The organism is Georgenia subflava, from assembly GCF_009193155.1.
GTDB lineage: Bacteria > Actinomycetota > Actinomycetes > Actinomycetales > Actinomycetaceae > Georgenia > Georgenia subflava.
Map to the genome: position 1 here is coordinate 269,299 of NZ_VUKD01000005.1, position 25,345 is coordinate 294,643.

Consider the following 25,345-nt stretch of genomic DNA (forward strand, 5'->3'; position numbering starts at 1 on the left):
GACCGCGCCGCCGGCGGTGGCCTACGGGCGGCGCACGCCCAGGGTGTCCTTGTCGTCCCCGTTCCAGTCGCCGACGACGACGAGGTCGGCGGGACGGCCGTAGACGACCTGGATGTCGGCCCTGCCCGGGGCGATCGAGTTCTTGATGTGGTACTCGGCGCCGCGGCGCACGGCCAGGGTGTCGAGCCCGTTGCCGTTCCAGTCGCCGACCATGACCGTGTCGCCCGACTTCCCGTAGACCACCGTCTGGTCGGCCTCGCCCGGGGCGATCGAGTTCTTGACGAAGTACTGCGCGCCGCGCCGGACGGCGAACGTGTCCTGCCCCTCGCCGTCCCAGTCACCGACGAGGACCTGGTCCTCCGGTTTGCCGTAGGCGACGATCTTGTCGGCCGGGCCGGAGGTCACCGAGTTGCGGACGTGGTACTCACGGCCGCGCCGCACGGCGAGCGTGTCCTTGCCGTCGCCGTCCCAGTCACCGACGAGGATGACGTCGCCGGGCTTGCCGTAGGCGAAGACCACGTCGGCGGTGTCGGTGAAGGCGTTGGAGTTATTGACCGAGAACACCGTGCCGCTGCGCACGGCGATCGTGTCGATGCCGTCGCCGTCCCAGTCGCCCACGAACACCTCGGTGCCCTTCGGGCCGTAGCGGAACGAGACGTCGGCGGTCGGGCTGAACGAGTTGTTGAGGTAGAACAGCTGCGGCAGCTTCGCGTCCACCGTGGCGCTCAGGGCGGACAGGTCTCCCTGGAACAGGCCGGGGCACGACGTCGCGGAGACCTCCTTGTGGCCGAAGATGCGCGGCAGGTTCTGCCCGGCGGGCCGTGTGGGGGTGCCGTTCGAGATCAGCCCGCTCGGGGAGTCCATGTCGATCCCGGCGCGGCTGTACTGCCAGGCGATGACCTCCGACATCGCGTACAGCGGCGCCTGCCTCGCCGGGGGGACGTTGCCGTTGCCGGGGGCGAAGTTGCCCATGACGGACACGCCCATGGTCGAGGTGTTGAACGGCCGCGCGTGGCCCGCGACGACCATCTGTCCCGCCGGGGCGGCCAGCGAGCCGGACCGGCCCTCGAAGATGTTGCCCCACTTGTCGATGAGGAAGTTGTAGCCGATGTCGCCCCACTGCCGGCTGACCGTGTGGTAGCGGTAGATCCCGCGCACGATCGACGCCGACTCCGCCGGGCCGTAGTTGTTGGTCCCGGCCGTGTGGTGCACGACCGTCGCCTTCAGCGGGGCGTTCTGGCGCGGCCAGGTCATGATCGACTCGTCGGCGCCCCACCCGCTCCGGCTGGTGATGGCGGGGCGGCGGGCGAGCGAGGTGGGTGCCAGCGCGAGCGTGTTCGCCGTCGCGACCGTGTTCGCCTTGGTCGCTACCGTGGTCGCCGTCGGGACCGTGCTCGCGGTGGTGTAGCCCACGGTGACGACCTGCCGGCTCGAGGTCCCGAGCGAGGTGAAGGCGGCGGGCTCGGTGGTGGCGGTGGCCTCGCTCTCGGGCAGCTCGCGCGGCTGGCTCGGCGAGTCGACGACCCGCTCCGAGACGTCCGGGTTCGCCGGGATCAGGCTGACCTCCAGGCTCGCAGGCAGCTCCGCAGCGTCGCCGGTCACCTGGATCTGCACGGCCTCGGCCCCGCCGGTCACGAAGGGGTCGGTGCCCACGCGGGCCGCGTCTCCTCCGACCTCGGCGTCGGCGCCGGCCTCTGTCTCGGTCTCGAGCCAGTCGGACCAGCCCCCGTCCTCGAGCACCCGCAGGAAGACCCGCGAGCCCATCGGCAGGTGCTCGCCGTTCTCCCAGGTCAGCCCGGCGACCATGAACTCCGCGGTGGCGATCGGTTCGGTCAGGACGGCGATCTTGTCCAGGTCGGCCGCCTGCGCGCCCGTCGCCGGCATCATGCCGCGCACCGTGGCGATGCCGGCGCCGCCACCGATCACGCGGAGGCCGGCCGCCTCGACCGACCCGTCAGCGGTGTGCGTCGCTGCGTCGCCCAGGCGGTCGATGCCCTCGACCGCGACCTCGGTGCGCGTGCCGGCGCCGTCCGTGAGCGGGATGACGGTGACGGGCTCGGGCGGCGCCTCGGACGCGCCCGTCTCGGCCTGCGCGGGCAGCGCTGCCACGGTGGCGAGGATGAGGCCTGTCACGGCTGCTGTGGCGGTCGTGCGTCGGACCAGCATGGAAACCTCGAGACTCAGACTGTGGGAAGAAGCACGTGTGACCGGAAGGCCCAGCACGTGCCAGCTCCTCGACGGTACCGTGCGCACATGCGAATCTCTGTTATTGGTTGCGGGTATTTGGGCGCCGTTCACGCGGCGTGCATGGCCGAGCTCGGCCACGACGTGGTCGGCATCGACATCGACGCCGGGAAGGTGGCCTCGCTCTCGCGCGGCGTGGCGCCGTTCCACGAGCCGGGCTTCGACGAGGTGCTCGAGCGGAACGTGGACGCCGGCCGGCTGCGGTTCTCGACCGACTTCGCCGACCTCGCCGACGCCCAGGTGCACTTCATCGGCGTCGGCACCCCGCAGGTCGAGAACGGCTACGCCGCGGACCTGACCTACGTCGACGCCGCCATCGACTCCCTCGTGCCGCACCTGGGCCCTCACCCGGACGGACCCGTGCTGGTGGTGGGCAAGTCCACCGTGCCGGTCGGCACCGCCGCCAGGCTCGCCGAGAAGGTCACCCCGACCGGTGCGCACCTGGTCTGGAACCCCGAGTTCCTGCGCGAGGGCTTCGCCGTGCAGGACACCGTCTCCCCCGACCGGATCGTCTACGGCCTGCCCGGGGACCCCGCCGCGGCCGAGGAGTCGCGCACGGTCCTGGACGAGGTGTACACGCACCTGATCCACGAGCAGTCGATCCCCCGGCTGACCACGGACTACGCCACCGCAGAGCTGGTGAAGGTCGCGGCGAACTCGTTCCTGGCCACCAAGATCTCCTTCATCAACGCCATGGCCGAGCTGTGCGAGGCGACCGGCGCCGACGTCACCCAGCTCGCCGAGGCCATCGGCCACGACGACCGCATCGGAAGCAAGTTCCTGCGCGCCGGCATCGGGTTCGGCGGCGGGTGCCTGCCCAAGGACATCCGCGCCTTCATGGCCCGCGCCGGCGAGCTCGGCGTCGACCAGGCCCTGACGTTCCTGCGCGAGGTCGACTCCATCAACGACCGCCGCCGCGAACACACCGTGCACCTCGCGCGGACCGCCGTCGGGGGCAACCTCACCGGCAAGCGCGTCGCCGTTCTCGGTGCGGCGTTCAAGCCGGACAGCGACGACATGCGCAACTCCCCCGCCCTGGACATCGCCAACACGATCGCCGGTGCCGGCGCCGAGGTCACCATCACCGACCCCGCCGCGGGCCGGATCCTCGCCCGACAGCGTCCCGACATGACGATCGCCGAGGACGCCTACGCCGCCTCGGCGGACGCCGACGTCGTGCTGCTGCTCACCGAGTGGAAGCAGTTCAAGGAGCTCGACCCGGCCCGGCTCAAGGACGCCGTCGCCAACGCCTGGATCATCGACGGCCGCAACGCGCTCGACCCCGCCACCTGGCGCGAGGCCGGCTGGACCTACACGGGCATCGGCCGGCCCTGATCCTCGGGTCCGGCGCCCGATCCCCCATACTGGCTGCTGCTGATCCGACCTGAAGGAGGCCGTCGTGCGCGCGCTCATCACCGGAGGTGCCGGCTTCATCGGCGCCAACTTCGTCCACCAGACCCTCGCAGACCGTCCCGACGCCTCGGTCACGGTGCTGGACAAGTTGACGTACGCCGGCAACCCGGCGTCGTTGGCGGGTCTCGACGAGCGGGTGACCCTGGTGGAGGGTGACATCGCCGACCCGGAGCTCGTCGACGCCCTGGTCAAGGACGCCGACCTGGTGGTCCACTTCGCGGCCGAGTCGCACAACGACAACTCCCTGAACGACCCGTCCCCGTTCGTGACCACCAACCTCGTCGGCACCTTCACGCTGCTCGAGGCGGTGCGCCGGCACCAGGTCCGCTACCACCACATCTCGACCGACGAGGTGTACGGCGACCTCGAGCTCAACGACCCGGAAAGGTTCACCGAGCACACCCCGTACAACCCGTCCTCGCCCTACTCGTCGACGAAGGCGGGCTCCGACCTGCTGGTCCGGGCGTGGGTGCGCTCGTTCGGCATCGAGGCGACGATCTCGAACTGCTCGAACAACTACGGGCCCTACCAGCACATCGAGAAGTTCATCCCGCGCCAGATCACCAACCTGATCGACGGCGTGCGGCCCAAGCTCTACGGCGCCGGGCAGAACGTGCGGGACTGGATCCACGTCCGCGACCACAACACAGCCGTGTGGAAGATCATCGACGCCGGGCGCATCGGCGAGACCTACCTCATCGGTGCGGACGGGGAGAAGAACAACAAGGAGGTCGTCGAGCTCGTCCTCGAGCTGATGGGCCACGACCCCGAGGACTACGAGCACGTGGCCGACCGTCCCGGCCACGACCTGCGCTACGCCATCGACAACACCCGCCTGCGTGAGGAGCTCGGCTGGGAGCCGCAGTTCGAGGACTTCCGCACGGGCCTGGCCGACACCATCCGCTGGTACCAGGAGAACCAGGACTGGTGGCGTCCGCAGAAGGCCGAGGTCGAGGCGAAGTACGCTGCCCAGGGGCAGTAACACCCTCTGGCGAGACGAGACGGCCGGCACGGTGACAGCACCGTGCCGGCCGTCGCTTCTCCGTGCACCCACCGCCTGAACGCCCGACGCGATGCTCCTCACAAACCATGGACGCGTGGCGTCCCGAATCACTATGGTCACTTCAGCCCCACCACCCTGAAGGAGACCCGGCCTTGCGCTCGTCCCAGACCGGCCAGGTGCGACCCGTCTGGAGACGACGTCCCCTGGCACTCATGCTCGGCATCCTCACCGCTACCGGCGTCGCCCTCACGGGCCCTGCCGCGAGCGCGGACACGGCCGACGCGACCGCGACCACGAGCGCCCGGGTGACCAGCTACCTCGGCGGCTGCAACGCCCCGGCGAACGGCGCGCAGCGGATCGACGCGGACGGCCTGCGCCAGATCGAGGACGAAATCGCCACGCAGACGAACGCCCTGCGGGTGGAGCACGGTCGGGCCCCGCTCGCCCGCAACGCCGACATCGACGCGGTCGCCCGTGAGTGGAGCCGCACGCAGGCGGCCGTCAACGGCATGCACCACTCGCCGAAGCTCGGCGCCACGCGCATGCCCGAGGGGTTCTCCTGGACCAGCGAGATCCTGGCCTACGCCTGGGGCGCCGACACCGAGGCCACCGAGTTCATGGACCTGTGGATCAAGTCCACGGTCCACCGCAACAACCTGCTCAACACGTCCTTCACCCACCACGGCGTGGGCGTGGCGATCAACGACCGCGGCTGTGTTTTCGCCACGCAGAACTTCGGCGTCTACCCGCGCGGGCTGACCGAGACCGGCGGCGAGTACCAGGAGCCGACGCCGAACCCCGTGCCGACCAAGCCCGTGCCCGTCGCACCGAGCCCCCCGCCGGTGCGCCCGAACCCCGGGGAGTCCTGGTTCTACCTCAACGACGGCTGGACGGTCACCGCGAACCGCACGTTCGAGTTCGGCCAGAAGGGCGACCAGATCTACGCCGGCGACTGGGACGGCGACGGCGACGACACCCTCGCCGTGCGCCGCGGCAGCACCTTCTACTTCTCGAACACGCCCAACAGCAGCACGCCCGACCTGGTGGTCACCTACGGCAGGCCCGGCGACGTCGTGCTCGTGGGTGACTGGGACGGCAACGGCACCGACACCCTCGCCGTGCGGCGCGGGCAGGTGTACCACCTGCGGGACACGATCAGCACCGGCCCGGCGGACCGGCTGCTGGCGTACGGCAAGCCGGACGACGTCGTCCTCGTGGGCAACTGGGACGGCCGCGGTGGCGACAGCCTGGCTGTGCGCCGCGGCCAGTTCTACCTCATCGCGAACAGCCTGCGCTCCGGCCCGGCCGAGCTCACGGTGGCGTACGGCAAGCCGAACGACGTCGTCATCGTCGGCGACTGGGACGGCAACGGCACCGACACGTTCACGGTCCGCCGCGGCGCCCAGTACCTGCGCAAGAACGACATGACCACCGGCGTCGCGGACAAGACCCTCGTGTACGGCCGCCCGGACGACGACATCATCGTCGGCGACTGGGACGGCAACCGAGAGGACACCCTCGGCGTCCGACGCATCATCCGCTGAGCCAGGTCGGGGCTCGCCCCGGCCCGGCCGGCTCGATCGTCAGCTGCGGCCGCGCGTCTCCCACGCCGCCCGTACGCGCAGCCCGAGGGAGATCGCCAGCCGCACCGGGGCGTGGTACCAGGCGCCGTAGCGCCGGTGCAGGTACTGCTCGGCGCTGCGGTGGTGGGCCCGGATCATCGGTGCGGGCCGCTCGCGCCAGCTGGCGCCCTGGTCGTGCACGACCTCGGCGGTCGGCACGTAGACGTTCGACCAGCCGGCCTTGCCCAGCCGCTCCCCCAGGTCGACGTCCTCGAAGAACATGAAGTACCGCTCGTCGAAGCCGCCGACGGTCTCGAGGGCCTGCCGGCGCAGCAGCAGGCAGGCCCCGGACAGCCACCCGACGGGGTGCTCGGTGAGCAGCGTCTGCTTCTGGCGCCGCTGGTACGCCCGCGTCCACGGGTTGCCGGGCCAGAACCGGACGAACAGCGCGTGGCCGGCGCCCTGGGTCAGCGACGGGACGGCGCGTGCCGAGGGGTACACCGTGCCGTCGGTGTTGAGGATCTTGGGCCCGAGGACCCCCGCCGACCGGTTGCGCCGACCGGCGGCGAGCAGCTCGTCGAGCGACCCGGGCCGCCAGACGATGTCAGGGTTGGCGACGACGACCCACGGCTCGTCACCGGCCGTGGCACCGAGGTTGGCTGCTGCGCCGTAGCCGAGGTTCTTCCCCGGCCGCACCACCTCGGCGCCGTGCCGCCCGGCGACGTCGTCGACCACGGCACGGTCAGTCCCGTTGTCCACGACCACCAGCGTCACGTCCGCAGTGGTTGCGGTCTCCAGGCTCTGGGCGAAATGCTCGAGCTCATATCCGGGGTTGAACGCCACGGTCACGACCCGCACTCGCTGCACCGGGTCAGTCATGTGACGTCCCGGGAGCAGCGTCGGCAGTCGGACGGGCGGGGACGCCCGTGACCGTCACTCCCGGTGCGACGTCGCGCGTGACCACTGCACCGGCACCGACGAAGGCATCGGCGCCGAGTCGTCGGCCCTGCAGCACTGTCGCATGCGCACCAACCGTGGAGCCCTCACCAAGGTGGCATTCGCCGGAGATCGCACTCAACGGGTAGGCCGACGAGAACGGCTCCAGCACCGTGTCGTGCCCAACCGTGGCGTTGACGTGGACGTGCGTGTGCCGCCCGATCGTGATGTTCGTCGTCAGCCGGGCACCTGCACAGACGACGGCACCGGGTCCGAGGGCAACCCTGGAACCTGTCGACGCTGCGGGATGGACGAGTGCGACTGGCTCGTGTCCGGCAGCGGTGAACTTCGTGTCGATGATCCTCCGCACCCGGGCGTTGGCGATACCGATGACGTAGCTCGCGGTCACACCCTTGGCAAGCCACTGGTCCACGGTGCCGAGATAGGGCACGCCCCGGACGCTCAGCCGTTCGGCGTGCTGCTCCGCCGGGGCGTCGTCGAGCATTCCGAGAAGCTCGAACCGAGTAGCGCTGGCGTTCATCGCATCGACCACGTCGATGACCTCACGGCCGAAGCCACCGATTCCCACGATCACTAGCGGCGTCGAGGTCACCGGTCGTCCCTACCGGTCGTGTCCGCTGTGCCCGTGAAGGGAGCCATCGTCACGTGCCCGGCGGCCGAGATGCCTTCCCGGCGCAGGACGGTCCGGACCGTCGCGATTGCGATGCGCACGTCCATCACGAGCGAGCGGCGGTCGACGTACTCGACATCGAGTCGGAACCTCTCCTCCCAGGACAGTGAGTTGCGTCCCGAGGTCTGTGCATAGCCGGTGACCCCAGGTCGGACCTCGTGACGGCGCGCCTGCTCCGAGGTGTAGAGAGGCAGGTACGCGGACAAGAGGGGCCGCGGTCCCACCAGACTCATATCCCCCTTCACCACGTTCCAGAGCGTTGGCAGCTCGTCGAGGCTGGTCCGGCGGAGCGCGGTTCCGAACGGGGTGAGACGGTCCGCGTCGGTGACGAGGCCGCTCGCCTGGTCGACGTCCCGCATCGTGCGGAACTTCACGAGGCCGAACAGCTTGCCGTCGAGCCCGGGACGCTGCTGGCGAAAGAGGACGGGCCGCCCGAGGTTGCGGGCGACCAGGGCCGCGATGACGCCTTGCACTGGTGCGGAGACGACCAGGGCCGCGCCGCCCACGACGACGTCGATCGCACGCTTGACTACGTCGTAGGGCGGCCGACGCCTCATGCTCGGGCGCCCTCGACGTAGTCGGCGATTGTTCTGCAGATGACATCGAACTGGTCGTCGCGAAGTGCGGAACCGCTGGGCAGGGAGATGCCTTGGGCGAAGAACCGCTCGCTCGTCCCGTTGAGATAGCTCGTCGACTCGCGGAACACCGGCTGGAGGTGCATGGGCTTCCACAACGGCCGGGCCTCGATGTTCGCAGCCGCGAGGTGCTCGCGCAGTCCGGTCGCAGACCAGCCGGACACTGACTCGTCGACCAGCACGGAGGTCAGCCAGAAGTTGTCGTGGTCAACCCCGCCGTCAGCTCCGTCCGCGCCCCCGAAGATCGACGTGCCTTCGAACCGGCCGAAGAGCTCCCTGTACCGAAGGCGCCACCCACGGCGACGTTCGATCATGGCGGGCAGCCGGCGGAGCTGCGCGCGCCCCAACCCGGCCAACAGGTTGGAAAGTCGGTAGTTGTAGCCGATGTCCTCGTGCTCATAGTGCACGACGGGCTGGCGAGCCTGGGTGGCAAGGTAGCGGGCACGGTCGGCCGTGGCCGCATCGTCGGTCAGGAGCATCCCGCCGCCCGACGTCGTCATGATCTTGTTGCCGTTGAAGGAAACCGCGGAGGCGATGCCGGAAGCGCCCGCGGCCTGTCCGTCCCTGACCGCGCCGAGCGACTCGGCGGCGTCAGCGACCAGAGGGATCCCGGTCTTCGCGAGAACCTGTTCGATGCGGTTGTAATCCGCGATCTTGCCCAGCAGATCTACGGGAAGCACGGCGGCTACCTCAACACCCTTGCCCTGCAGGTCGCTGACGGCGTGGGCGAGGAGGTCGGGGTCCATGTTCCCCGAATCGTCGGCGTCGATGAAGACCGGCTCAGCGCCGGTGTAGGTCACGCTGTTGGCGGTGGCGGCGAATGTCATCGTGGACGTCACGACGACCGTGCCCGGACGGGCGCCAACGCCGAGCAGCGCGAGATGCAGCGCGGCGCTACCGGACGACAGGGCTACGGCGTGCTTGCGACGGGTGTAGGAGGCGAGTTCCTGCTCGAAGGCGTCGACCTCGGGACCGAGAGGAGCAACCCATCCCGACCGGATCGCAGCGACGACACCGTCCTCCTCGGCCTGGGTGATGTCCGGCGAGGACAGGTAGATCCGTTCGCTCATCGCCCGGTCCTCGAGGTGTGCATTGCGTTGAGCTCCTCGGGAGCGAGTGCTGGGGCGGTCACGTGCGAGATCAGCGGGTGTGACGACCTCTTTCCCGACTCGGCCTCGCCGAACAGGTCCTCGTGCATCTTCTCGCCGTGGCGCAGGCCGGTAAACACGATCTCGATGTTCTTGCCGGACCGAGCGATGAGGCGCTGCGCCACATCCAGGATCTTGACCGGCGTGCCCATGTCGAGGACGAGCACCTCGCCTGGGCCGCCGATCGCCCCGGCCTGCATGACCAGCTCGCACGCCTCTGGGATCGTCATGAAGTACCGGGTGATGTCCGGGTGCGTCACAGTCACCGGTCCGCCGGCGTCGATCTGGGAATTGAACGTCTGCAGCATCGAGCCGCGCGAGCCAAGGACGTTGCCGAAACGGACGGACATGTACCGCCCGTTGGCGTGCTCCGCTTGCCATGCGGTGAGCTGCTCGGCCAGGCGCTTCGTGCGTCCGAGCACGCTCGTCGGGTCGGCCGCCTTGTCGGTGGAGACGTTGACGAAGACCTGGACGTCGAACTCGGCGGCAAGGGTGAGCACGTTGAGAGAGCCCAGGACGTTGGTCTTCCACCCCTCCTCGGGGTACATCTCCAGCATCGGCAGGTGCTTCAGCGCGGCGGCATGGAAGACTATCTCGGGCCTGTGCTGCTCGAAGATGCGACGGAGCGCATCGGCGTCGCGGATGTCCGACAGAGCCATGTCCGGGGTGTCCAGCAGACCCTTGCCGTAGATCGACAGCTGAACGGCGTGCAGCGCGGACTCGTCCCGGTCCAGAAGGATGAGCTCTTCCGGACCGAACCGGTGGACCTGGCGGGCAAGCTCGGAACCGATCGAGCCACCGGCACCGGTGATGAGCACCCGCTTGCCGCCCAGGTAGTCAGCGATCGCGCCGAGGTCGGTCTTGACCTGCCGACGGCCGAGGATGTCGGCGATGTCGACGGGCCGGATATCGCCGATCTTCACGCGCCCGCCGATCATCTCGGTCACCGGCGGAAGTGTTAGGAACTCCAGGCCCGCTCCCTCGATGACGTCCTGGACATCTCCGATGAAGTCGCCGTGTGCGGACGTGATCGCCAGCACCACCGTCTGGGCGCCGGCGTCGATGACGGCGTCCGGCAGGCTTGCGCGGTCGCCGATCACTCGAACCCCGAGGAGTCGCAGGTTGCGCTTGCCTGGGTTGTCGTCGATGAACCCGACCACGCGGTACTCAGACTTACGGTCGGTGGCGATCAGGCGGAGTAGTTGGTAACCGGCATCGCCGGCACCGTAGATCACAATGTTCTTCGTCGGAGTCTCACGGTCCCCGACAGCCCGCGTCCGCAGGAGCCGGTATAGCCACCGTCCGGCCGCGGAGCCGAGGACGGCGACAGGAGGCACCAGTAGCGCAATCCCGCGGGGCAGACCGGGGATCAGCACGATGAAGATCACATATGCAATCACGCCGACGCCGGCGTACAGGGCACCGAGGGTAGCTGCCTCGTCGAAGGACCCGACGCGGTGACGCCCGCGGTAGAACTTCGTCAGGAACCCGGCCAGTACAAGGAGGGCAGCGCCGACCGTGACATAAGCGACTATCGAGTTCCACTGCACGTCGCTAAGACGGAAGTCATACCTTGCGCCAATAACAAAAATCGCCCCCACCACCCAGCACATCACGTCCCAGGCGGCCAGTCCGGCACGCCGGGCGGTGGGGCTGTAGATCACGCGGCTGTCCTCCACATGGGGTCGGATGAGGGAATGCGATCGATACCGGAACACCGTGCAGGGTATCGGAGCATCCGTGGTCATTGGACAAGCCGTGCCTAGGATCACGCTGGCCTAAGACCTCACCACGGTACCGAGGCTTCCGAGCAGGCACACCGCACGACGCACGCCACGTAGGATCAGACATCGTGCCGCGACATGCCGCCCCCCGGGGCCGCTCAGCCGCGTCGGACAGACAAGTCTCGACGCCGCCTCGGCACGCCCTCTTCCGGAACGGCCATACGATCGTCCGCCGTCTGGGGATGGCAGCCCTAGCGCTCGTGATGTTCGTCGGCTCAGGCGCGGCCTTCGCCTATTCCGAGATTCAGGGCAACGTCACCCGCCACGACATCAACGACCTCCTCGGCTCGCGACCCGACGTAGGGGATGGGACCTCCCCCCCGCCCCCGATCGACTCCAAGTCCGGGCAGCCGATCAACATCCTCGTCATGGGTTCCGACGTGCGTGAGGGTGAGAGCGACGTCGACGGGGCGGGCGCGGCGGGCCTCGTCGCCGGCATGCGCTCGGACACAACGATGATCGCCCATATCTCGGCGAACCGGTCCAGGGTCGAGATCGTCTCGATCCCGCGCGACACGCTGGTCGACATCCCCTCCTGCCGGCTCCCGGACGGCAGGGAGACGGCCCCGCAGTACGACGCCATGTTCAACTCGGCCTTCCAGACGGGAGGTCAGACCGGTGACGTCGGTGCGGCGGCGGCGTGCACCATCCGTACCGTCGAGCAACTCACGGACGTCTACATCGACGACTTCGTCGTCGTCGACTTCGCGGGCTTCACAAATATGGTCGACGCCCTCGGCGGAGTGCCGATGTATGTCCCAGAGGCCGTGAACGACTCGTTCGCCAACCTTCACCTCGAACAGGGTTGTCAGGTGCTCGACGGTACCGACGCCCTGGGTTTCGCCCGTGCCCGTAAGTCCCTCGGGGACGGGTCCGACATCTCTCGCATCGGCCGGCAGCAGGAGTTGGTCGCTGCCATCGCCCGCGAGGCGTTGAGCAAGAACCTCCTCACAGACGCGCCAGCGCTGTACCAGTTCTTGGACGCCAGCACCTCGACGCTGACCACGGGTCCCTACATTGGCGGCCTCACCACCATGGCCGGCCTGGCGAACTCGCTGCGTGGCCTCGACGCCGAGAGCATCAGCTTCGTGACCATGCCGTTCGACTGGGCCGGACCCAGGGTCCGTCCGTCCCCCGATGCCGACGCGCTCTGGGCGGCATTGGGCGCGGATGAGCCGATCCAGGCAACCCTGACCGGCACCGGCGAGCCCCCCACCAACAAATCCACGACCGAACCCACCAGTACCGGCACACCGGATGCCGGCGAGGTCACCCCAACCGAACCGCCCGTCGTCGAGGACGATGCCCCAGACGACGGCGTCGTCTCAGCCTCACCCGAGCCCACGATCCCGGTGTGCACGAAGTAGGGCGCGCCCTTCTCCGTGGCTCCGCCCCGTGGCCTACGCTGGCCAGCGCGTCGACCGTCGTAAGGTCAGTCGGGACCGCAGAGGAAAGGTGCGAGGGATGAGCAACGACGAGCGCGAGCCGCTCCCTCCGACCTTTCGTCCCGGCGTGACCGGACGGCGCCCCGACGCGCGCGGCGCCCGGCCGGTCGGCCCGGATGCCAACCGCCCGGCCCGCCCTCGCCGTATGGCCCGTCCGGCTCAGGATGCGCTTGCCTCCGAGCAGGCCCGGCGAACGGCAGATCAGCCTGTGGTCCGCCGTACGATCCGGACCGACGGGGACGACACCACACAACTACCGTCGTTCGCGCCTGCATCACGACGTAGCGTCGGCACACCGCCAGGGGCGCACGACTCGGGCAATCGCACCCCCGCTGACAGCATCCGGCATCAAACGCGCCCCTCGCCTACCTCGACCCGACCGTCTCGACGACGGCGTCGTCGGCATCGCCCAGTCCTGTGGATCCTCGCCGTCCTCCTAGTACTCGTCGTCGCCTGGCCCGTGGGGCTGACGATTTGGGCAAACGGCAAGATCCAGCACACCGAGGCGCTCTCCGGCGCGACCGGAACGCCCGGCACGACCTACCTGCTTGCCGGCTCCGACTCCCGCGCCGACGGGGCAGTCACAGATCCCACCGAAGGACAGCGGTCGGACACGATCATGGTCATGCACGTCCCCGAGTCCGGGCGGTCGGCACTGATCTCCCTTCCGCGCGACACCTTTGTCGAGATCCCTGGCCACGGTCCGAACAAGCTGAACGCTGCGTTCTCCGCTGGTGGAGCACCGCTGCTGGTGGAGACCGTCGAGAACCTGACCGGCCTGACCGTCGACCACTATGTGCAGATCGGCATGGGCGGGGTGCAGGGCGTGGTCGACGCCGTGGGCGGAGTGGAGTTGTGCCTCGACCGCGACGTCAGCGACGATCTCAGCGGCCTGCAGTGGAAGGCGGGCTGCCACGAGGTTGACGGGCAGACCGCGCTAGCCTTCGCCCGGATGCGTTACGCGGACCCCACTGGTGACATCGGCCGGACGGATCGCCAGCGTCAGGTGGTCAGCGCCGTCGTGAGCGAAGTGGCCACGCCCGGAACCCTGCTCAATCCGGTAAACCACGCGCAGCTGGTGGAGGCGGCCACTGACGCCCTTGTGACGGACACCGAGACCGGGATGCTGGACCTGTCACGGATGGCGCTGGCCTTCCGTAATGCCACCGGCCCGGAGGGAATCGTTGGCACCCCGCCGATCGCGGACTTCAACTACCGACCGGGCGGTGTCGGCTCCACCGTGCTCCTCGCCGACGACGCGCGCGACTTCTTTCAGCGGCTCGCTGAAGGCAATCTCACCCCGTCTGATCTCCAGAGCCCGTGAAATGCCGCTGACCAGCACTTATTCCGTCACACGGCGAATGAAATCCGACAAGGTACGCCCGCCACGCCACGCCACGGGCAGCTGGCCGCGAACGCTGGTGTCGTTCTCGACTCCTCGTCATGCTCGACCCCCAAAAGCTATCGACGCGAGCCGTGGACGTAGACATGATCTGCCTGTCGGCAGATGGCGCGGTCTTCTTTGGTCGGGGCTCACCTGTTTCGCATTCGTAATCGTCTCAAACCCTTCGTCGTGGCTGCCGTCTATGACCACGACGCTCGGTTGGCTCATTCTTGCCGTTGCAGTGGTTGCCCTTGTGGATATGCGAAGACTTCGACTTCCCTTAGTGCCATGGCCGCTAGCCGGTTTTCTACTGTTCTGCGCAGCCTCGTCGCTGTGGTCACAGAATCCCTCCATGACCTGGAAGGCTGTCTCCTTCTACGGGATCATCAGCGCGGTCGCCTGCCTGGTCGTCAGCAACGGCACCACGCTCGCGCTCGCACGCGGAATCACGTGGGCTGGTCTACTCCTCGCCGCAACAACCCTGTGGATGCAGGTGCCGGTCTGGGCGACCGAGGGCTTGGGTGCAGCCTTTGAGGGCGTCCACGGCAACCGGAACATCGTCTCGTACACTTTTACACTGACGCTGGCTGGAACCCTGGTCTACGCCATCTTCGCGCCCTTCCGCTTGCTGACGTGGTTGGGCGTGGGCTTGTTCACAGCCATCATTCTCACTACCGGCTCGAGCACCGGGATTATCGCGCTAGCAGCGATCCTCATAACAGCGGCCTGGGTCGTCCTGCACCGTCGTCTCGGCACATACGGCCGCGTGCGGCTGCACCGTGCCACGGCGCTGAGTGCTCTGACAATGGGTGCGCTCGTCCCGATAAAGTTCGACGACCTCCTCACCTGGTTGGGACGGAACTCGACGTTGAGCGGCCGATTGCCGATCTGGGAGGCGACAATCGAGGCGAGCTCAACCGCACTCATAGGCGGTCACGGGTTCGGCACAGTGTGGTTCTATACGTGGCTACAAGCACCGCCCAACCCCGTCAAGGACGAGATCGAGACCATCTCAGGCAGTCCCCGTACCCACGGCCACAATTCCCTTGTCGACCTGCTCCCGCAAGTCGGCTTGATCGGGATCGTTCTCGCCCTGACAGCCGTCGCTTACGCCGTGTGGCGGACGAAGGGCCTCAAGTCCCGCGACTCGGTCGCGGCGGCCGTTCTGCTTCCGGGCCTGCTGGTTTGCTCTGTTACAGAACCGATGCTCGCTATCCCATCCGGCTGGTTCGTACTTTCGGCCGTCCTTGTGCTCGCAACTCGGCGCGATGGCGCCCATCAAGTTGTACAGCCTTTGCGGGGTTCTGGGCGTGACACGATTCTGCAGACAAGCCCTAATCGTGGGGCTGGCCGACCATCAGTCAAAGTGGGCTGATATAAGGGACAGAGAATCTCTCTGGGCCACTGAGCTGCTCGGATTCAACTCTCGTTCGAAACTGAGCTTATGGAAACTGTAGCGGATGGCTCGTCGGGACGGAAGAGCCTTCTGGAACCGGCTGCAATGGGATCCGCTGGCCCCGGGGCTGGGCACGCCCGCGCCATGCCGGCGTCGGCACCGAGCAGTGCGCTGCGGCGCATAAGGAGAAGCGCCATCCCGGCAAGTCTGGACGGCCATATACGACTGCGATGCGGTGTACGCCGTCTATGCCCGGCTGCGGACTATCACGCGCCTGGCCTCGACGCACGAGGCCTTAAGCGACCGGAATCTTCTGCTCGCGTCTGCGCGCGGGCCGACCCGCGGTAACTGCCATGAACCATTTAGACGAGGTCCAATTCCGATCTGTTACCTCCTGAAACTCACTGTCTGAGTGCGCTCGACTTCCGCCCACCCCCTGGTCTTGGCGATGTACGAGAGCCGCGCCAGTAAGTACCATCAACAGGATAGGAAAGTTCCAACCGTTAAGAGTCTCAAACAGCAGGCCTAGACCGGCGGACATGACAACATACTGAACTCCTACAGCCCGGAGACTCGCAATTGGGGAACGAAACAAGACAACAAGTATGGCACTGAATAGAACCAGGCTCGCAACTGCACCGAGCAGTCCAAAATTCGAAATGGCATAAAGTAGATCGTTGTCTAAGACATCGGCCGAACCTGGACCGAACCCGAAGTACCAATGGAGGGGCCGCGCGTTCAGCCGCTCAATAGCACCACCCCAGTTCGCCACGCGGGCCGCGAACGAATTTACGCTCGTAAGGTCTCCGGTTTCAATAATGGTTAAGAGTTGATTCAAATACGGAAGCCGATGGCCGAAGAGCTTGATAATGGCCAGGAAGAAGAGTCCAGAACTCCCGATCAAGACTACAGATTTCCATAGCCGCCGGGATGTGACGGAACGACCAATTCTCACATCGAGCAGGAGTGTCGTCAAGGCCAGAGCAAAAGGAAAGGCGACCAGTACCGTCCTCGACCCGGCAAGAACGACGAGTACAACGCCTATCGCCAGCGCTGCAAACTTAACAACTCTACGACGCTCAAACGCGAGTACAATCATTGAAACCTGCAAGACGACCCAGGCAAATAAGTTAGGATTGTACAGAGTGCCAGTAATCCGGACCAGTTCTCCGAGCCCGCGAGTCTTCTCACCGGAATATACGGGCTCCAGTGAACCACCGAAGAGCTGCACCATCCCGTTAATTGCACTAACTGCTAGCGCGACATAAGCGAACAAGAGGAAAGCGCGATGAACTTCCTCAACTCGCAATCGCCTGGCCTCCAGATAGGCGGCACACAACACGAGCGCAAGCAGCACCGGCCTAAGGGCATGTAAAAGCGATGCGAATTCGATTCGCTCATAGTTAACCACGGCGGAAATCGCAATGGCGACCATGTACACAAATAGCAGCGCTACCACTTTCCACACTCCTCGACCAATCGGCTGACGAATGCGCATAGCGATAAGCAACGCACTAATTGCGCCGAGAGCGCCGTAGGTGAAGTAGTGTGCGCCTCCCAGATCAGGCCGAGGCATGATAACGAAGAAGATCGGCAACACCGCCAACGTAATCCCGTTGCCGCGACTAAAGGTCTGGAGGGTCAAGGGCATCAAAAGTCCATCCCAACTTTTGCCTTCCACTCTAGTGCGGTGACCGTAGTGGCCGTTGCACAGATTACATGGGGCGCAACACGCGCGAGGCGTGGCATCCGTCACTCACCTAGTTGCCGTCGTGACATGCATCACTCGAGAGGTGTGGGAACCGCGCCAGCAGTCCCGTAGCCTTGAAGCCTGCCGGTCTCATGCTCTCCACACTTCTCTAGACAACACAGCGCATCGTTTGAGCGGTAGACAGGTACCACGGCTGAGCGGCGGGCACGCACCCACATAGAACTAGACTCGCTGCGACATCAGGAACACAGCGTGGTGCGACCGCATTACTATCTGCACCAGAACGTCCGCAAACAATTCGCCGCTCCGAACCGTTACGGATTGATATGAGAATTACCTACATTCACCAGCATTTCAAGAGCCCTACTGAAGCTGGTGGCACACGGTCATGGGAGTTCGCGCGGCGACTCGCCGACGACGGTCACGATGTCACAATGATCTGCGGCGGCCGAGGCAAAGCCAAATACACCGAAGCGGGCTTCACTGTCGTACAGGTGGCTTCCGAGTACAACAATGCGATGTCGGTCAGTGCACGCGTGCGGTCGTTCCTTTCGTTCGGCGCTAGGGCTACAGCACGGGCAGTAGCCACCCCGGCGGATCTCGTCCTGGCGACTAGCACGCCCCTAACTGTGGCTATCCCTGGCATCATTGCTTCGACGGTACGCCGAAAAGCGTTCGTGTTCGAGGTGCGAGACCTTTGGCCAGACGTACCGGTAGAGTTGGGTGTCCTACGTTCCGGCACAGTTATTCGCCTCGCGCGTGCTCTCGAAAAGGTTGCGTATACTCGAGCGAGTCGCATTATCGCACTCTCACCCAGTATGGCCGACGGTGTTCGCGCTCGGGCCCCCCACAGTTGCGTAGTTACGATCCCCAATGGAAGCGACTTTGCGCTATTCGACAAGGCCAGCGAGGACAGAGACGAATTCCGGAAGAGCACAGCCACGTCGGAACAGCGTATGCTCGTCTACGCTGGCTCCCTCGGAGCGACATATGACGTCGGTTGGCTCGTGGATCTTGCCGCTGAACTTCAGGCTAGTGACACAATCATAGTCATTATTGGAGAAGGCGCGATGAGCCCTAGGCTCAGGCAACGAATCGATGAACTTCGGCTGGACAATATCGTGCTTACCGGAGCGATCCCTAAGTCCGACGTTGCAGACTACGTCGCGTCGGCGGACGCAGTCTTCTCCACATTGCAGGACCATCCCGCGTTGCTTGGCAATTCGCTGAACAAAGTCTTCGATGCGATGGCTGCGCGCCGCCCAATACTCTTCAACCATGAGGGCTGGCTCGCGGAACTCGCAAGCGAGCGGGGCGCCGGATGGATCTTGAATCGCGACGTTCGGGTTGCTGGACGACAGATCGTCGATATCCTAAACGACGGCGAGGCATTGGCGAGGGCTGGTGACGCATCCGGGACCACCGGCCAGGAGTTTTTCGATCGCGATACGTTGTATGAGCACTTTCATGCAACACTGACCGCGGCCGTTGGAGGTTGAGGCATGAGCTCTCGCGTCACGCACGATCACAAAGCGCACATCAGTTGAGCTCAGATATTCGGTCAGTCATCGTTGCCGTCATCACCTACAGACGTCCGGAGAGCTTAGCGCGTCTTCTCGACTCCTTGCTCCGGCTAGAAACGCAACTTGTCGTCGAAGTGGTAGTTATCGATAACGATCCGTCCCGGAGCGCGAGGACGGTAGCGACGACACACGCCATCCAACCCGTCTATCACGTCGAGCCGAAGCCGGGCATCGCGGCGGCGAGAAACGCGTCAATCGAGGCAGCCGTCGGACGAGGCGACGCGATCATATTTGTGGACGACGACGAGGAAGTCCCCCCTGGTTGGGTCGACAAGTTGGTTGAAGCGGCGCTCAAGTACGATGCCGCAATGGTTGCCGGGCCGGTTATCTCGAGATTCCCGGAAGCGACGCCTAAGTGGGTTACGCGCGGCGGGTTCTTCCAGCGTCGGGTGCGGTCAACTGGAAGCAGTGACGGGTTGCCCGCAACGAATAATACGCTCGTGAGAACAGATCTGCTCCTTCGCCACGCTCATATCCGTTTTAACGAGAGCTACTCGTTCACGGGCGGCAGTGACTCAGACTTTTTCTCCAGGCTCATTGCGACTTCTCAATGCCGCTGGATCTGGTGCTCTGACGCAGAAGTTTTCGAGCATGTGCAGGTCGATCGAGTGTCGGCGCGCTGGCTCGTACGCCGTGGGATACGGTCAGGCAACGTTCTCGGTCGCCTTGCGCTGCGGTCAACTCCCAAGACCATTGTAGTGATCAAGAGTCTTGGTTATCTTCTAGCCGGTCTACTCTCGTTGCCGATCTCTTTGACCATCGCACCAGGTTGGCGGGCCCGAACACTTATTGCATTTACCCGAGGAATCGGCATGTTGGGTGCTTGCCGAGGGAAGTTCGTAAATGAGTATGCACGCGATTAGGCAGCGGAGCACGCTTTGATGTCGTGCGAAGCCCAGATTGTGAACGCGCTCGCTTCGAGGACCCTCAATGGCGAATAGACGGTATCTGATCGTCCTAGCGTCACGAGTGGTTGCCGCCGTTCTTAGCGCGATAGGCTTTCTATTGGTGGCTAGGGAGACCTCACCCGCCGATTTCGGGTACTTCTCAGCATGGCTTGCCGGCGTCACGGTGGTTATAGCCCTGTCTGACGGAGGGCTTCAGACATACTCGCTACGCCGATACGCAAGTCGAGACCCTGACCGAACGCAAGGGCTGGTTGCAATGTCGCTGCAGAGACGCGCGACAGTGGCAGTTTCGGCGACGGTCGCGCTCGCAGCTTCTGCGGTGATCCTATGGGCCGACGGCCCTGGGTGGCTTCTGCTAATGCCCGCTTGGCAATGGGCACAAAAAGAGACGACGGGCGTCCTCGGCATTGCACTCGCCGAAGACCGCAGTTTGGTGCAGCTTGTGGCCCTCACTGCCACTAGAGCCGGCGCCTTGGGGGCATTTGCCTTCGCTCACTACTACTTCCACATCGAAGCCATCCTCAGTTTCGTTTTGGGCAATCTTATTGCTACCGGTATAGGACTGCTGGCGCTGTATGCGGTCAACCCCCGTTATCGTCGCGTACCCGAAAGGAGTTCTCTGCAATTCTGGAGGGCGGCGCGTCCTTACTGGGTCGCCTCGATTTCCGCCCAGGTGCGTTCGCTAGATACGGCATTGATTGCACTCGCTGCCTCGCCGTTCCAAGCCGGCCTGTTCAGTCTCCCGTCCCGTTTGACAGGACCGATGCGTCTGGCTGCTACGACGCTATCCACAGTGGCGCTCCCTGTTGCGAGCCGGGGCGATAAGGATGAACTACGTCGACTTACTCAAACGCTGCGATTGGTCACCATCATCGCAGCCGGCGGCCTCGGGACTCTAGCCCTTTTCGCTGAGCCTATAATCCGTTTGGTTGTAGGTGATGGCTACGTAGGTTCAGTGACCCCTCTCCGCATCCTTATCATCGGTCTGTTCCTGAACATTCCCGGTAGCTTCATCAGCGGTGTTCTGCAAGGGACGGGAGCCGAGCGCAGCATCGCGCGACTGGGTGTTATACTCGCACTCTGCACTATTATTGGCGTACCTTTGGCAGCCAGTATAGGCGGTGCGAATGGTGCAGCCTTATGCCTTTCCTTAATTTACGTAATGCAGCTTGCAGCGGTGACGTACTTGGATCGAAAGCGACGGCAAGACAATGCATGATACAACGCCGCGGGTACTAATTGGCATCCCGACCTACCGTCGACCAGCGGAGCTCGAATCGCTTCTTACTGGACTCGTCATCGAAGCTCGCATACACAATGCATCAATCGTGGTCGTTGATAACGATCCCGAGGAAAGTGCGCGCAAAGTCGTTGAGTCCGCACACCACAGTAACGACATTAGCTACTTGACTGAATCGCGGCCGGGAGTAGTTCACGTGCGCAACGCCATCCTGCGTGCTGCAAAATTGCACGATGTCTTGATCTTCGTCGACGACGACCAGGTCACCTTTCCGGGCTGGCTGGGAGAGTTCTTGAAGATGCGGGACCGCTACCCTGAGGCCCTCGTCTCGGGCGAAGTGCGCTATCAATTGCCTATTGGTGCCGATGGGTATGTTCGTGCGTGGTACTTGCGTAAGCTCAGCACTCGGAACGAACAACCGCTCAAATCGACGGGTACCGGCAACCTGCTAATTCCTATGAGCGTTCTGGGGAAGCTTGGCAACGCCGAGTTCGACATCCGGTTCGGGACGATGGGCGGTGAGGACACGGATTTTGTCTATCGTCTGACCATGGCCGGAGTAGAGATCATCTATGCGAAGCATGCATATGTGCATGAAACTGTGCCGGCCACGCGTGCTACGAGACGGGCGGTTCGCCAACGAATCATCCGGCAGGGCATGATCCGTGCCCGCTTGGGAATGAAGTTTCACGGGCGCCCAGCGGTCCTCGCTGGAGGTGTGGCCCGGATCATCGTGGGCGGAGTTGAGTACTTGTGGCACATGCTCCGGACGTTCAACCCATCCCCGTTGGTCGAGGGAAGACTACTCACGGGCGTGGGGTATGTGGTCGGCGGACTCGGTGTCAGTTCTGACGCATACGGAGGCAAAAGGTGATGAGGAATTATCTCGCCGATGTCGGCGGATTGTCTGGTGCGGCGGGCACACTGTGGCGCGCCAGGGGGCAAGCTAAATGGCTTCTTCGTCCCCACGCGGATGCTGCATACCTTGGCTGGGTGGGACAGGGAAATATCGGCGACGAACTGATGTTCAACGCGCACAGTCACGTGTTAGCACCTCGCGAATTACGTCCGGTCGGCCTGGACGGCCCCGGCCGCAGACTGATGAACGGAAGGCGTCCAAGTGCCGAGGTGCTTCTTCTCGGCGGCGGAACGGTTCTTAACCTAGATTCCTGGGGACGCCGGCTTGATAAAGTCACCCGGATCTTGGACTACGAGCGTCTGATCGTGTTTGGCCCTGGAGCCGAAGATACTGAATTTGGTATTCGCCGAGGTTTAGTCAGTGAGGAGGGACAGCGTACATGGAGGCGCTTAATGTCTGAGGCCGCGTTCATAGGTGTCCGTGGACCCAGGTCCCAACATACGCTAAGCAAACTGGGCATCTCAAGTGTTGTCGTAGGCGATCCCGGCCTTTGCGTGCCCCTCCGACGGATTTCGCCACATACTTCACTAGCAGGGCGACCTCAAATTGCTCTAAACCTTACGGGTGTCAGGAATGCACTGCCGAAGATGTATGAATGGCGCGCTGAAGTCGCGCGCGCCGCTGCTACATGGAAACGGCGTGGTTGTCTTGTCAACGTATTCGGCATGGATTCCGGCGACGTCATGGCAACGCTCGCTCTTCTCCAACAGTTCGGTGTACAGGCAGACAAGTGGATTGATCGCCCCTCCGTCTCGTCTCTGACTCAGTTCTTGGCCGGGACGCATCTGGTCGTATCCGAACGCCTGCACGGGGCTATCGTTTCAGCGAACCTCGGCGTCCCATTCCTTCATCTGGGATACAAGCCCAAGTCGTTCGACTTTCTCGAGTCAATTGGCGCGAGCGAGCGAGCAATCGGGATCGGCACGCCAAATTTTGAAAGGGTTATCGAAGCCGGCGATGCAATTATGGGTGATTTCTTGGATGCGCAGATGCGAGAGAATATCCTGCGCCTCCAAGAGGAGTTTCGCCGAAATTATGACCTTGCACTTTCATAACGAAACCGGGCGGTCGCGGGGCGTTCTCGGTGGCGTCAGATTGAAACTGGTTGCATGTTGTGCCGGCAGCGTGTTAGGTGCGCACATGAAATCGGGGTGAGCACATTGGCAACTTTTCTTCGATAGGAACACCATCATCATGCACCGCCGATCGCCTGCGTTCTTGCTGCTCGCCGCAGCGGCCTCCCTCGCCACTGTCCTCAGTCTCACCACCCCGGCAACGGCCGCTCCGGAGGATGAGGAGCCCGTCGGTCCGCTGAACACCTGGATGTTCAACAACGACGGCGAGGACGTCCTCGGCGGCGAGACGTCGGCGCGCTACCAGATCGGCCTCAACGCGTACGCCCAGGAGCACCAGAAGGGGCGCCTGTACGCGACACCGGTCGGGGTGCACGCCGTTTACGGCAACGTCTACTCTGCGTTCGTCCGGCAGGGCGGGCACGGGAAGATGGGCTTCCCGACGTCGAGCCAGTCCGTGACCGAGAGCGGGGCGCGGCTCCAGGAGTTCCAGCTCGGGGCGATGTTCGTCTCCCCGCACGGCTCCTTCCCGGTGCGCTTTCCGGTGTACGGAAGGTACGAGGCTCGCGGCGGCGCCAGGATCCTCGGTGTGCCGACCGGTCCGGAGCGGGTCGTGGGCAACCGGCTGGTCCAGGACTTCGAGCACACCACGATCTCGGTCCCCCGCGGCGAGGGTGCTGACTCCCTGGGCCTGCGGCGGGGCGCGACGTACTACCTCAAGAACGAGATCTCGCCGGGCGAGGCGCACGACACGATCGTCTACGGCCGTTCGGGCGACGTCGTCCTGGTCGGCGACTGGGACGGGACCGGCACCGACACCCTCACGGTGCGCCGGGGCCGCGAGTACCACGTGAAGAACTCGATCTCCGCCGGCGTCGCCGACAAGGTCATCTACTACGGCCGCCCCGACGACACGGTCCTCGTCGGCGACTGGGACGGCGACGGCATCGACACCCTCGCCGTACGCCGCGGCCGCGAGTACCACGTCAAGAACTCCATCAGCACCGGCGTCGCCGACAAGGTCATCTACTACGGCCGCCCCGACGACACCGTCCTCGTCGGCGACTGGGACGGCGACGGCATCGACACCCTCGCCGTACGCCGCGGCCGCGAGTACCACGTCAAGAACTCCATCAGCACCGGCATCGCGGACCACGTCGTCGCCTACGGGCGTCCCGACGACGCCGTGCTCGTCGGCGACTGGGACGGCGACGGCATCGACACCTTCACCGTCCGTCGGGGTAGCACGTACCACGTGAAGAACAGCATCGCCGCCGGCACCGCGGACCAGGTGGCCGTCTACGGCCGCGCGACCGACACGGTGCTCGTCGGCGACTGGGACGGCCGTCGCCGGAACTACAACCGGGCCGACATCAACCCCCCGGTCGAGGTCACGCCGACCGGCGCCTCCGAGCTCTCCCGCCTCTCGCCCGGCTGGGCGAACAACTCTGTCAACACCACGGCCTTCCGGAAGAGCTCGATCACGAGCATCGAGGCTCCGGACGGGCGGCTGATGCAGTACACGGCCTACTACGACCCGATGGGCACCCTCGTCCTCGCCCGCCGTGACCGCGGCGCCGGCGCCTGGGAGTACGAGTGGACCCAGTACACCGGCGACGTGACGGACGCCCACAACTCCATCAGCATCGCCGTCGACGGCGCCGGGTACCTGCACGTCGCCTGGGGCCACCACGTCAGCCGGCTGAACTACGCACGCTCCGCCGCCCCGTGGTCCCTCGAGCTCGGGCGCAAGCAGTCGATGGTCGGCTCGGGCGAGGCCAGCGTGACCTACCCGGAGTTCTTCCGAAAGCCCGACGGCGACCTCTTCTTCCTCTACCGAGACGGCACCTCTGGGGACGGAAAGGTTGTCCTGAACAACTACGACACCGATCGTCGACGGTGGACCCGAGTGCACGACAATCTGATCGATGGCCGCGACGGCCGAACGACGCACTCGGCCTACTGGCAGGGCGTGGTCGACTCCTTGGGCAGACTTCACCTGAGCTGGACGTGGCGCGAGACGCCAAACGTGGCGACCAACCACGACATCGCCTATGCCCGGTCGACCAGCGCTACTGGCCGCACCTGGGAGAGGTCCACCGGCGTGGACTACAAGAGGCTGCCGATCACCAAGGCCACAGACGACGTCGTGGTCGAGGTCCCCAAATACCGCGAGCTGATGAACCAGACGTCGATGGCCGTCGATGACGACAACAACCCGTTCATCGCCTCGTACTGGACTCCCGACGGGTCGGACGTGCCCCAGTACC

18 protein-coding genes and 1 pseudogene are annotated in these 25,345 nt (G+C 65.1%); 12 read left to right on the forward strand and 7 right to left on the reverse strand.

Annotated elements, in window-relative coordinates; translation table 11 throughout:
• Window positions 1–21 precede the first annotated feature (21 nt).
• Window positions 22–2,166, reverse strand: coding sequence for an N-acetylmuramoyl-L-alanine amidase (locus tag GD748_RS17110; protein WP_152815768.1), 2,145 nt, complete (start codon window positions 2,164–2,166; stop codon window positions 22–24).
• Window positions 2,167–2,253: 87 nt separating this feature from the next.
• On the opposite strand from GD748_RS17110, the gene GD748_RS17115 reads away from it, so the two are divergent.
• The 3 genes from GD748_RS17115 (at window position 2,254) to GD748_RS17125 (ending at window position 6,204) form a co-directional block, all read left to right on the forward strand.
• Entirely contained in the window at window positions 2,254–3,579 is a 1,326-nt protein-coding gene (locus GD748_RS17115) for a UDP-glucose dehydrogenase family protein (protein ID WP_152196429.1), read from the forward strand.
• Between the two features lie 64 nt (window positions 3,580–3,643).
• Window positions 3,644–4,639, forward strand: a complete 996-nt coding sequence (gene rfbB / locus GD748_RS17120) for a dTDP-glucose 4,6-dehydratase (protein WP_152196430.1) — start codon at window positions 3,644–3,646, stop codon at window positions 4,637–4,639.
• A gap of 233 nt (window positions 4,640–4,872) precedes the next feature.
• On the forward strand, window positions 4,873–6,204 hold the full coding sequence (locus GD748_RS17125) for a CAP domain-containing protein (RefSeq protein WP_193721614.1): 1,332 nt from the start codon (window positions 4,873–4,875) through the stop codon (window positions 6,202–6,204).
• Between the two features lie 39 nt (window positions 6,205–6,243).
• Here the strand turns inward: GD748_RS17125 and GD748_RS17130 are convergent, their stop codons facing one another.
• Genes GD748_RS17130 through GD748_RS17150 form a run of 5 tightly spaced genes read right to left on the reverse strand, consistent with a single transcriptional unit; the run spans window position 6,244 to window position 11,404 of the window.
• On the reverse strand, window positions 6,244–7,101 hold the full coding sequence (locus tag GD748_RS17130; RefSeq protein WP_152196432.1) for a glycosyltransferase family 2 protein: 858 nt from the start codon (window positions 7,099–7,101) through the stop codon (window positions 6,244–6,246).
• Window positions 7,094–7,771 carry an acetyltransferase gene (locus tag GD748_RS17135; RefSeq protein WP_152196433.1) on the reverse strand — a complete coding sequence of 226 codons (678 nt, stop codon included), beginning with the start codon at window positions 7,769–7,771 and terminating at the stop codon, window positions 7,094–7,096. Before GD748_RS17135 ends, GD748_RS17130 begins: the two co-directional genes overlap by 8 nt.
• The gene (locus GD748_RS17140) at window positions 7,768–8,406 is read right to left on the reverse strand and encodes a sugar transferase (protein WP_152196434.1); all 639 of its coding nucleotides are present in this window, start codon (window positions 8,404–8,406) and stop codon (window positions 7,768–7,770) included. Before GD748_RS17140 ends, GD748_RS17135 begins: the two co-directional genes overlap by 4 nt.
• The gene (locus GD748_RS17145) at window positions 8,403–9,554 is read right to left on the reverse strand and encodes a DegT/DnrJ/EryC1/StrS family aminotransferase (protein ID WP_152196435.1); all 1,152 of its coding nucleotides are present in this window, start codon (window positions 9,552–9,554) and stop codon (window positions 8,403–8,405) included. The genes GD748_RS17140 and GD748_RS17145 overlap by 4 nt, the downstream gene beginning before the upstream one ends.
• A complete protein-coding gene (locus tag GD748_RS17150) occupies window positions 9,551–11,404 on the reverse strand; it encodes a polysaccharide biosynthesis protein (protein ID WP_152196436.1) in 1,854 nt (617 codons plus the stop codon). Before GD748_RS17150 ends, GD748_RS17145 begins: the two co-directional genes overlap by 4 nt.
• 194 nt (window positions 11,405–11,598) lie before the next feature.
• Between GD748_RS17150 and GD748_RS17155 the strand changes: the two genes are divergently transcribed.
• The 3 genes from GD748_RS17155 to GD748_RS17165 all read left to right on the forward strand — a co-directional run bounded on the left by GD748_RS17155 (window position 11,599) and on the right by GD748_RS17165 (window position 15,620).
• Window positions 11,599–12,783 carry an LCP family protein gene (locus GD748_RS17155; protein ID WP_152196437.1) on the forward strand — a complete coding sequence of 395 codons (1,185 nt, stop codon included), beginning with the start codon at window positions 11,599–11,601 and terminating at the stop codon, window positions 12,781–12,783.
• A gap of 97 nt (window positions 12,784–12,880) precedes the next feature.
• A complete protein-coding gene (locus GD748_RS17160) occupies window positions 12,881–14,185 on the forward strand; it encodes an LCP family protein (protein WP_152196438.1) in 1,305 nt (434 codons plus the stop codon).
• Between the two features lie 412 nt (window positions 14,186–14,597).
• Window positions 14,598–15,620 (forward strand): O-antigen ligase family protein, encoded by a 1,023-nt coding sequence (locus GD748_RS17165; RefSeq protein WP_193312999.1) that lies wholly within the window; start codon window positions 14,598–14,600, stop codon window positions 15,618–15,620.
• Window positions 15,621–15,936: 316 nt separating this feature from the next.
• Here the strand turns inward: GD748_RS17165 and GD748_RS17170 are convergent, their stop codons facing one another.
• Window positions 15,937–17,292, reverse strand: a complete 1,356-nt coding sequence (locus GD748_RS17170) for a hypothetical protein (protein WP_152196440.1) — start codon at window positions 17,290–17,292, stop codon at window positions 15,937–15,939.
• Window positions 17,293–17,678: 386 nt separating this feature from the next.
• On the opposite strand from GD748_RS17170, the gene GD748_RS20285 reads away from it, so the two are divergent.
• The 6 genes and pseudogenes from GD748_RS20285 to GD748_RS20295 form a co-directional block, all read left to right on the forward strand.
• Window positions 17,679–18,851, forward strand: coding sequence for a glycosyltransferase family 4 protein (locus GD748_RS20285; RefSeq protein ID WP_152196441.1), 1,173 nt, complete (start codon window positions 17,679–17,681; stop codon window positions 18,849–18,851).
• Between the two features lie 44 nt (window positions 18,852–18,895).
• The gene (locus tag GD748_RS20290; RefSeq protein ID WP_193313000.1) at window positions 18,896–19,798 is read left to right on the forward strand and encodes a glycosyltransferase family 2 protein; all 903 of its coding nucleotides are present in this window, start codon (window positions 18,896–18,898) and stop codon (window positions 19,796–19,798) included.
• A 403-nt stretch (window positions 19,799–20,201) separates the two neighbouring features.
• Window positions 20,202–21,062, forward strand: coding sequence for a lipopolysaccharide biosynthesis protein (locus GD748_RS17185; protein ID WP_193313001.1), 861 nt, complete (start codon window positions 20,202–20,204; stop codon window positions 21,060–21,062).
• Entirely contained in the window at window positions 21,055–21,957 is a 903-nt protein-coding gene (locus tag GD748_RS17190; RefSeq protein WP_152196444.1) for a glycosyltransferase family 2 protein, read from the forward strand. Before GD748_RS17185 ends, GD748_RS17190 begins: the two co-directional genes overlap by 8 nt.
• Window positions 21,957–23,057, forward strand: coding sequence for a polysaccharide pyruvyl transferase family protein (locus tag GD748_RS17195; protein WP_152196445.1), 1,101 nt, complete (start codon window positions 21,957–21,959; stop codon window positions 23,055–23,057). Before GD748_RS17190 ends, GD748_RS17195 begins: the two co-directional genes overlap by 1 nt.
• 448 nt (window positions 23,058–23,505) lie before the next feature.
• Window positions 23,506–25,341: pseudogene (locus tag GD748_RS20295) on the forward strand (BNR-4 repeat-containing protein); the annotation flags it as partial.
• Window positions 25,342–25,345 lie beyond the last annotated feature (4 nt).

Excerpts from the sequence above, each read along its gene's own strand:
- GD748_RS17110 (WP_152815768.1), bottom strand. The coding sequence starts at position 2,166 with ATGCTGGTCCGACGCACGACCGCCACAGCAGCCGTGACAGGCCTCATC.
- GD748_RS17115 (WP_152196429.1), top strand. The coding sequence starts at position 2,254 with ATGCGAATCTCTGTTATTGGTTGCGGGTATTTGGGCGCCGTTCACGCG.
- GD748_RS17125 (WP_193721614.1), top strand. The coding sequence starts at position 4,873 with ATGCTCGGCATCCTCACCGCTACCGGCGTCGCCCTCACGGGCCCTGCC.
- GD748_RS17130 (WP_152196432.1), bottom strand. The coding sequence starts at position 7,101 with ATGACTGACCCGGTGCAGCGAGTGCGGGTCGTGACCGTGGCGTTCAAC.
- GD748_RS17140 (WP_152196434.1), bottom strand. The coding sequence starts at position 8,406 with ATGAGGCGTCGGCCGCCCTACGACGTAGTCAAGCGTGCGATCGACGTC.
- GD748_RS17145 (WP_152196435.1), bottom strand. The coding sequence starts at position 9,554 with ATGAGCGAACGGATCTACCTGTCCTCGCCGGACATCACCCAGGCCGAG.
- GD748_RS17155 (WP_152196437.1), top strand. The coding sequence starts at position 11,599 with ATGGCAGCCCTAGCGCTCGTGATGTTCGTCGGCTCAGGCGCGGCCTTC.
- GD748_RS17160 (WP_152196438.1), top strand. The coding sequence starts at position 12,881 with ATGAGCAACGACGAGCGCGAGCCGCTCCCTCCGACCTTTCGTCCCGGC.
- GD748_RS17165 (WP_193312999.1), top strand. The coding sequence starts at position 14,598 with ATGACCTGGAAGGCTGTCTCCTTCTACGGGATCATCAGCGCGGTCGCC.
- GD748_RS17170 (WP_152196440.1), bottom strand. The coding sequence starts at position 17,292 with ATGCCCTTGACCCTCCAGACCTTTAGTCGCGGCAACGGGATTACGTTG.
- GD748_RS20285 (WP_152196441.1), top strand. The coding sequence starts at position 17,679 with ATGAGAATTACCTACATTCACCAGCATTTCAAGAGCCCTACTGAAGCT.
- GD748_RS17185 (WP_193313001.1), top strand. The coding sequence starts at position 20,202 with ATGCCCGCTTGGCAATGGGCACAAAAAGAGACGACGGGCGTCCTCGGC.
- GD748_RS17190 (WP_152196444.1), top strand. The coding sequence starts at position 21,055 with ATGCATGATACAACGCCGCGGGTACTAATTGGCATCCCGACCTACCGT.
- GD748_RS17195 (WP_152196445.1), top strand. The coding sequence starts at position 21,957 with ATGAGGAATTATCTCGCCGATGTCGGCGGATTGTCTGGTGCGGCGGGC.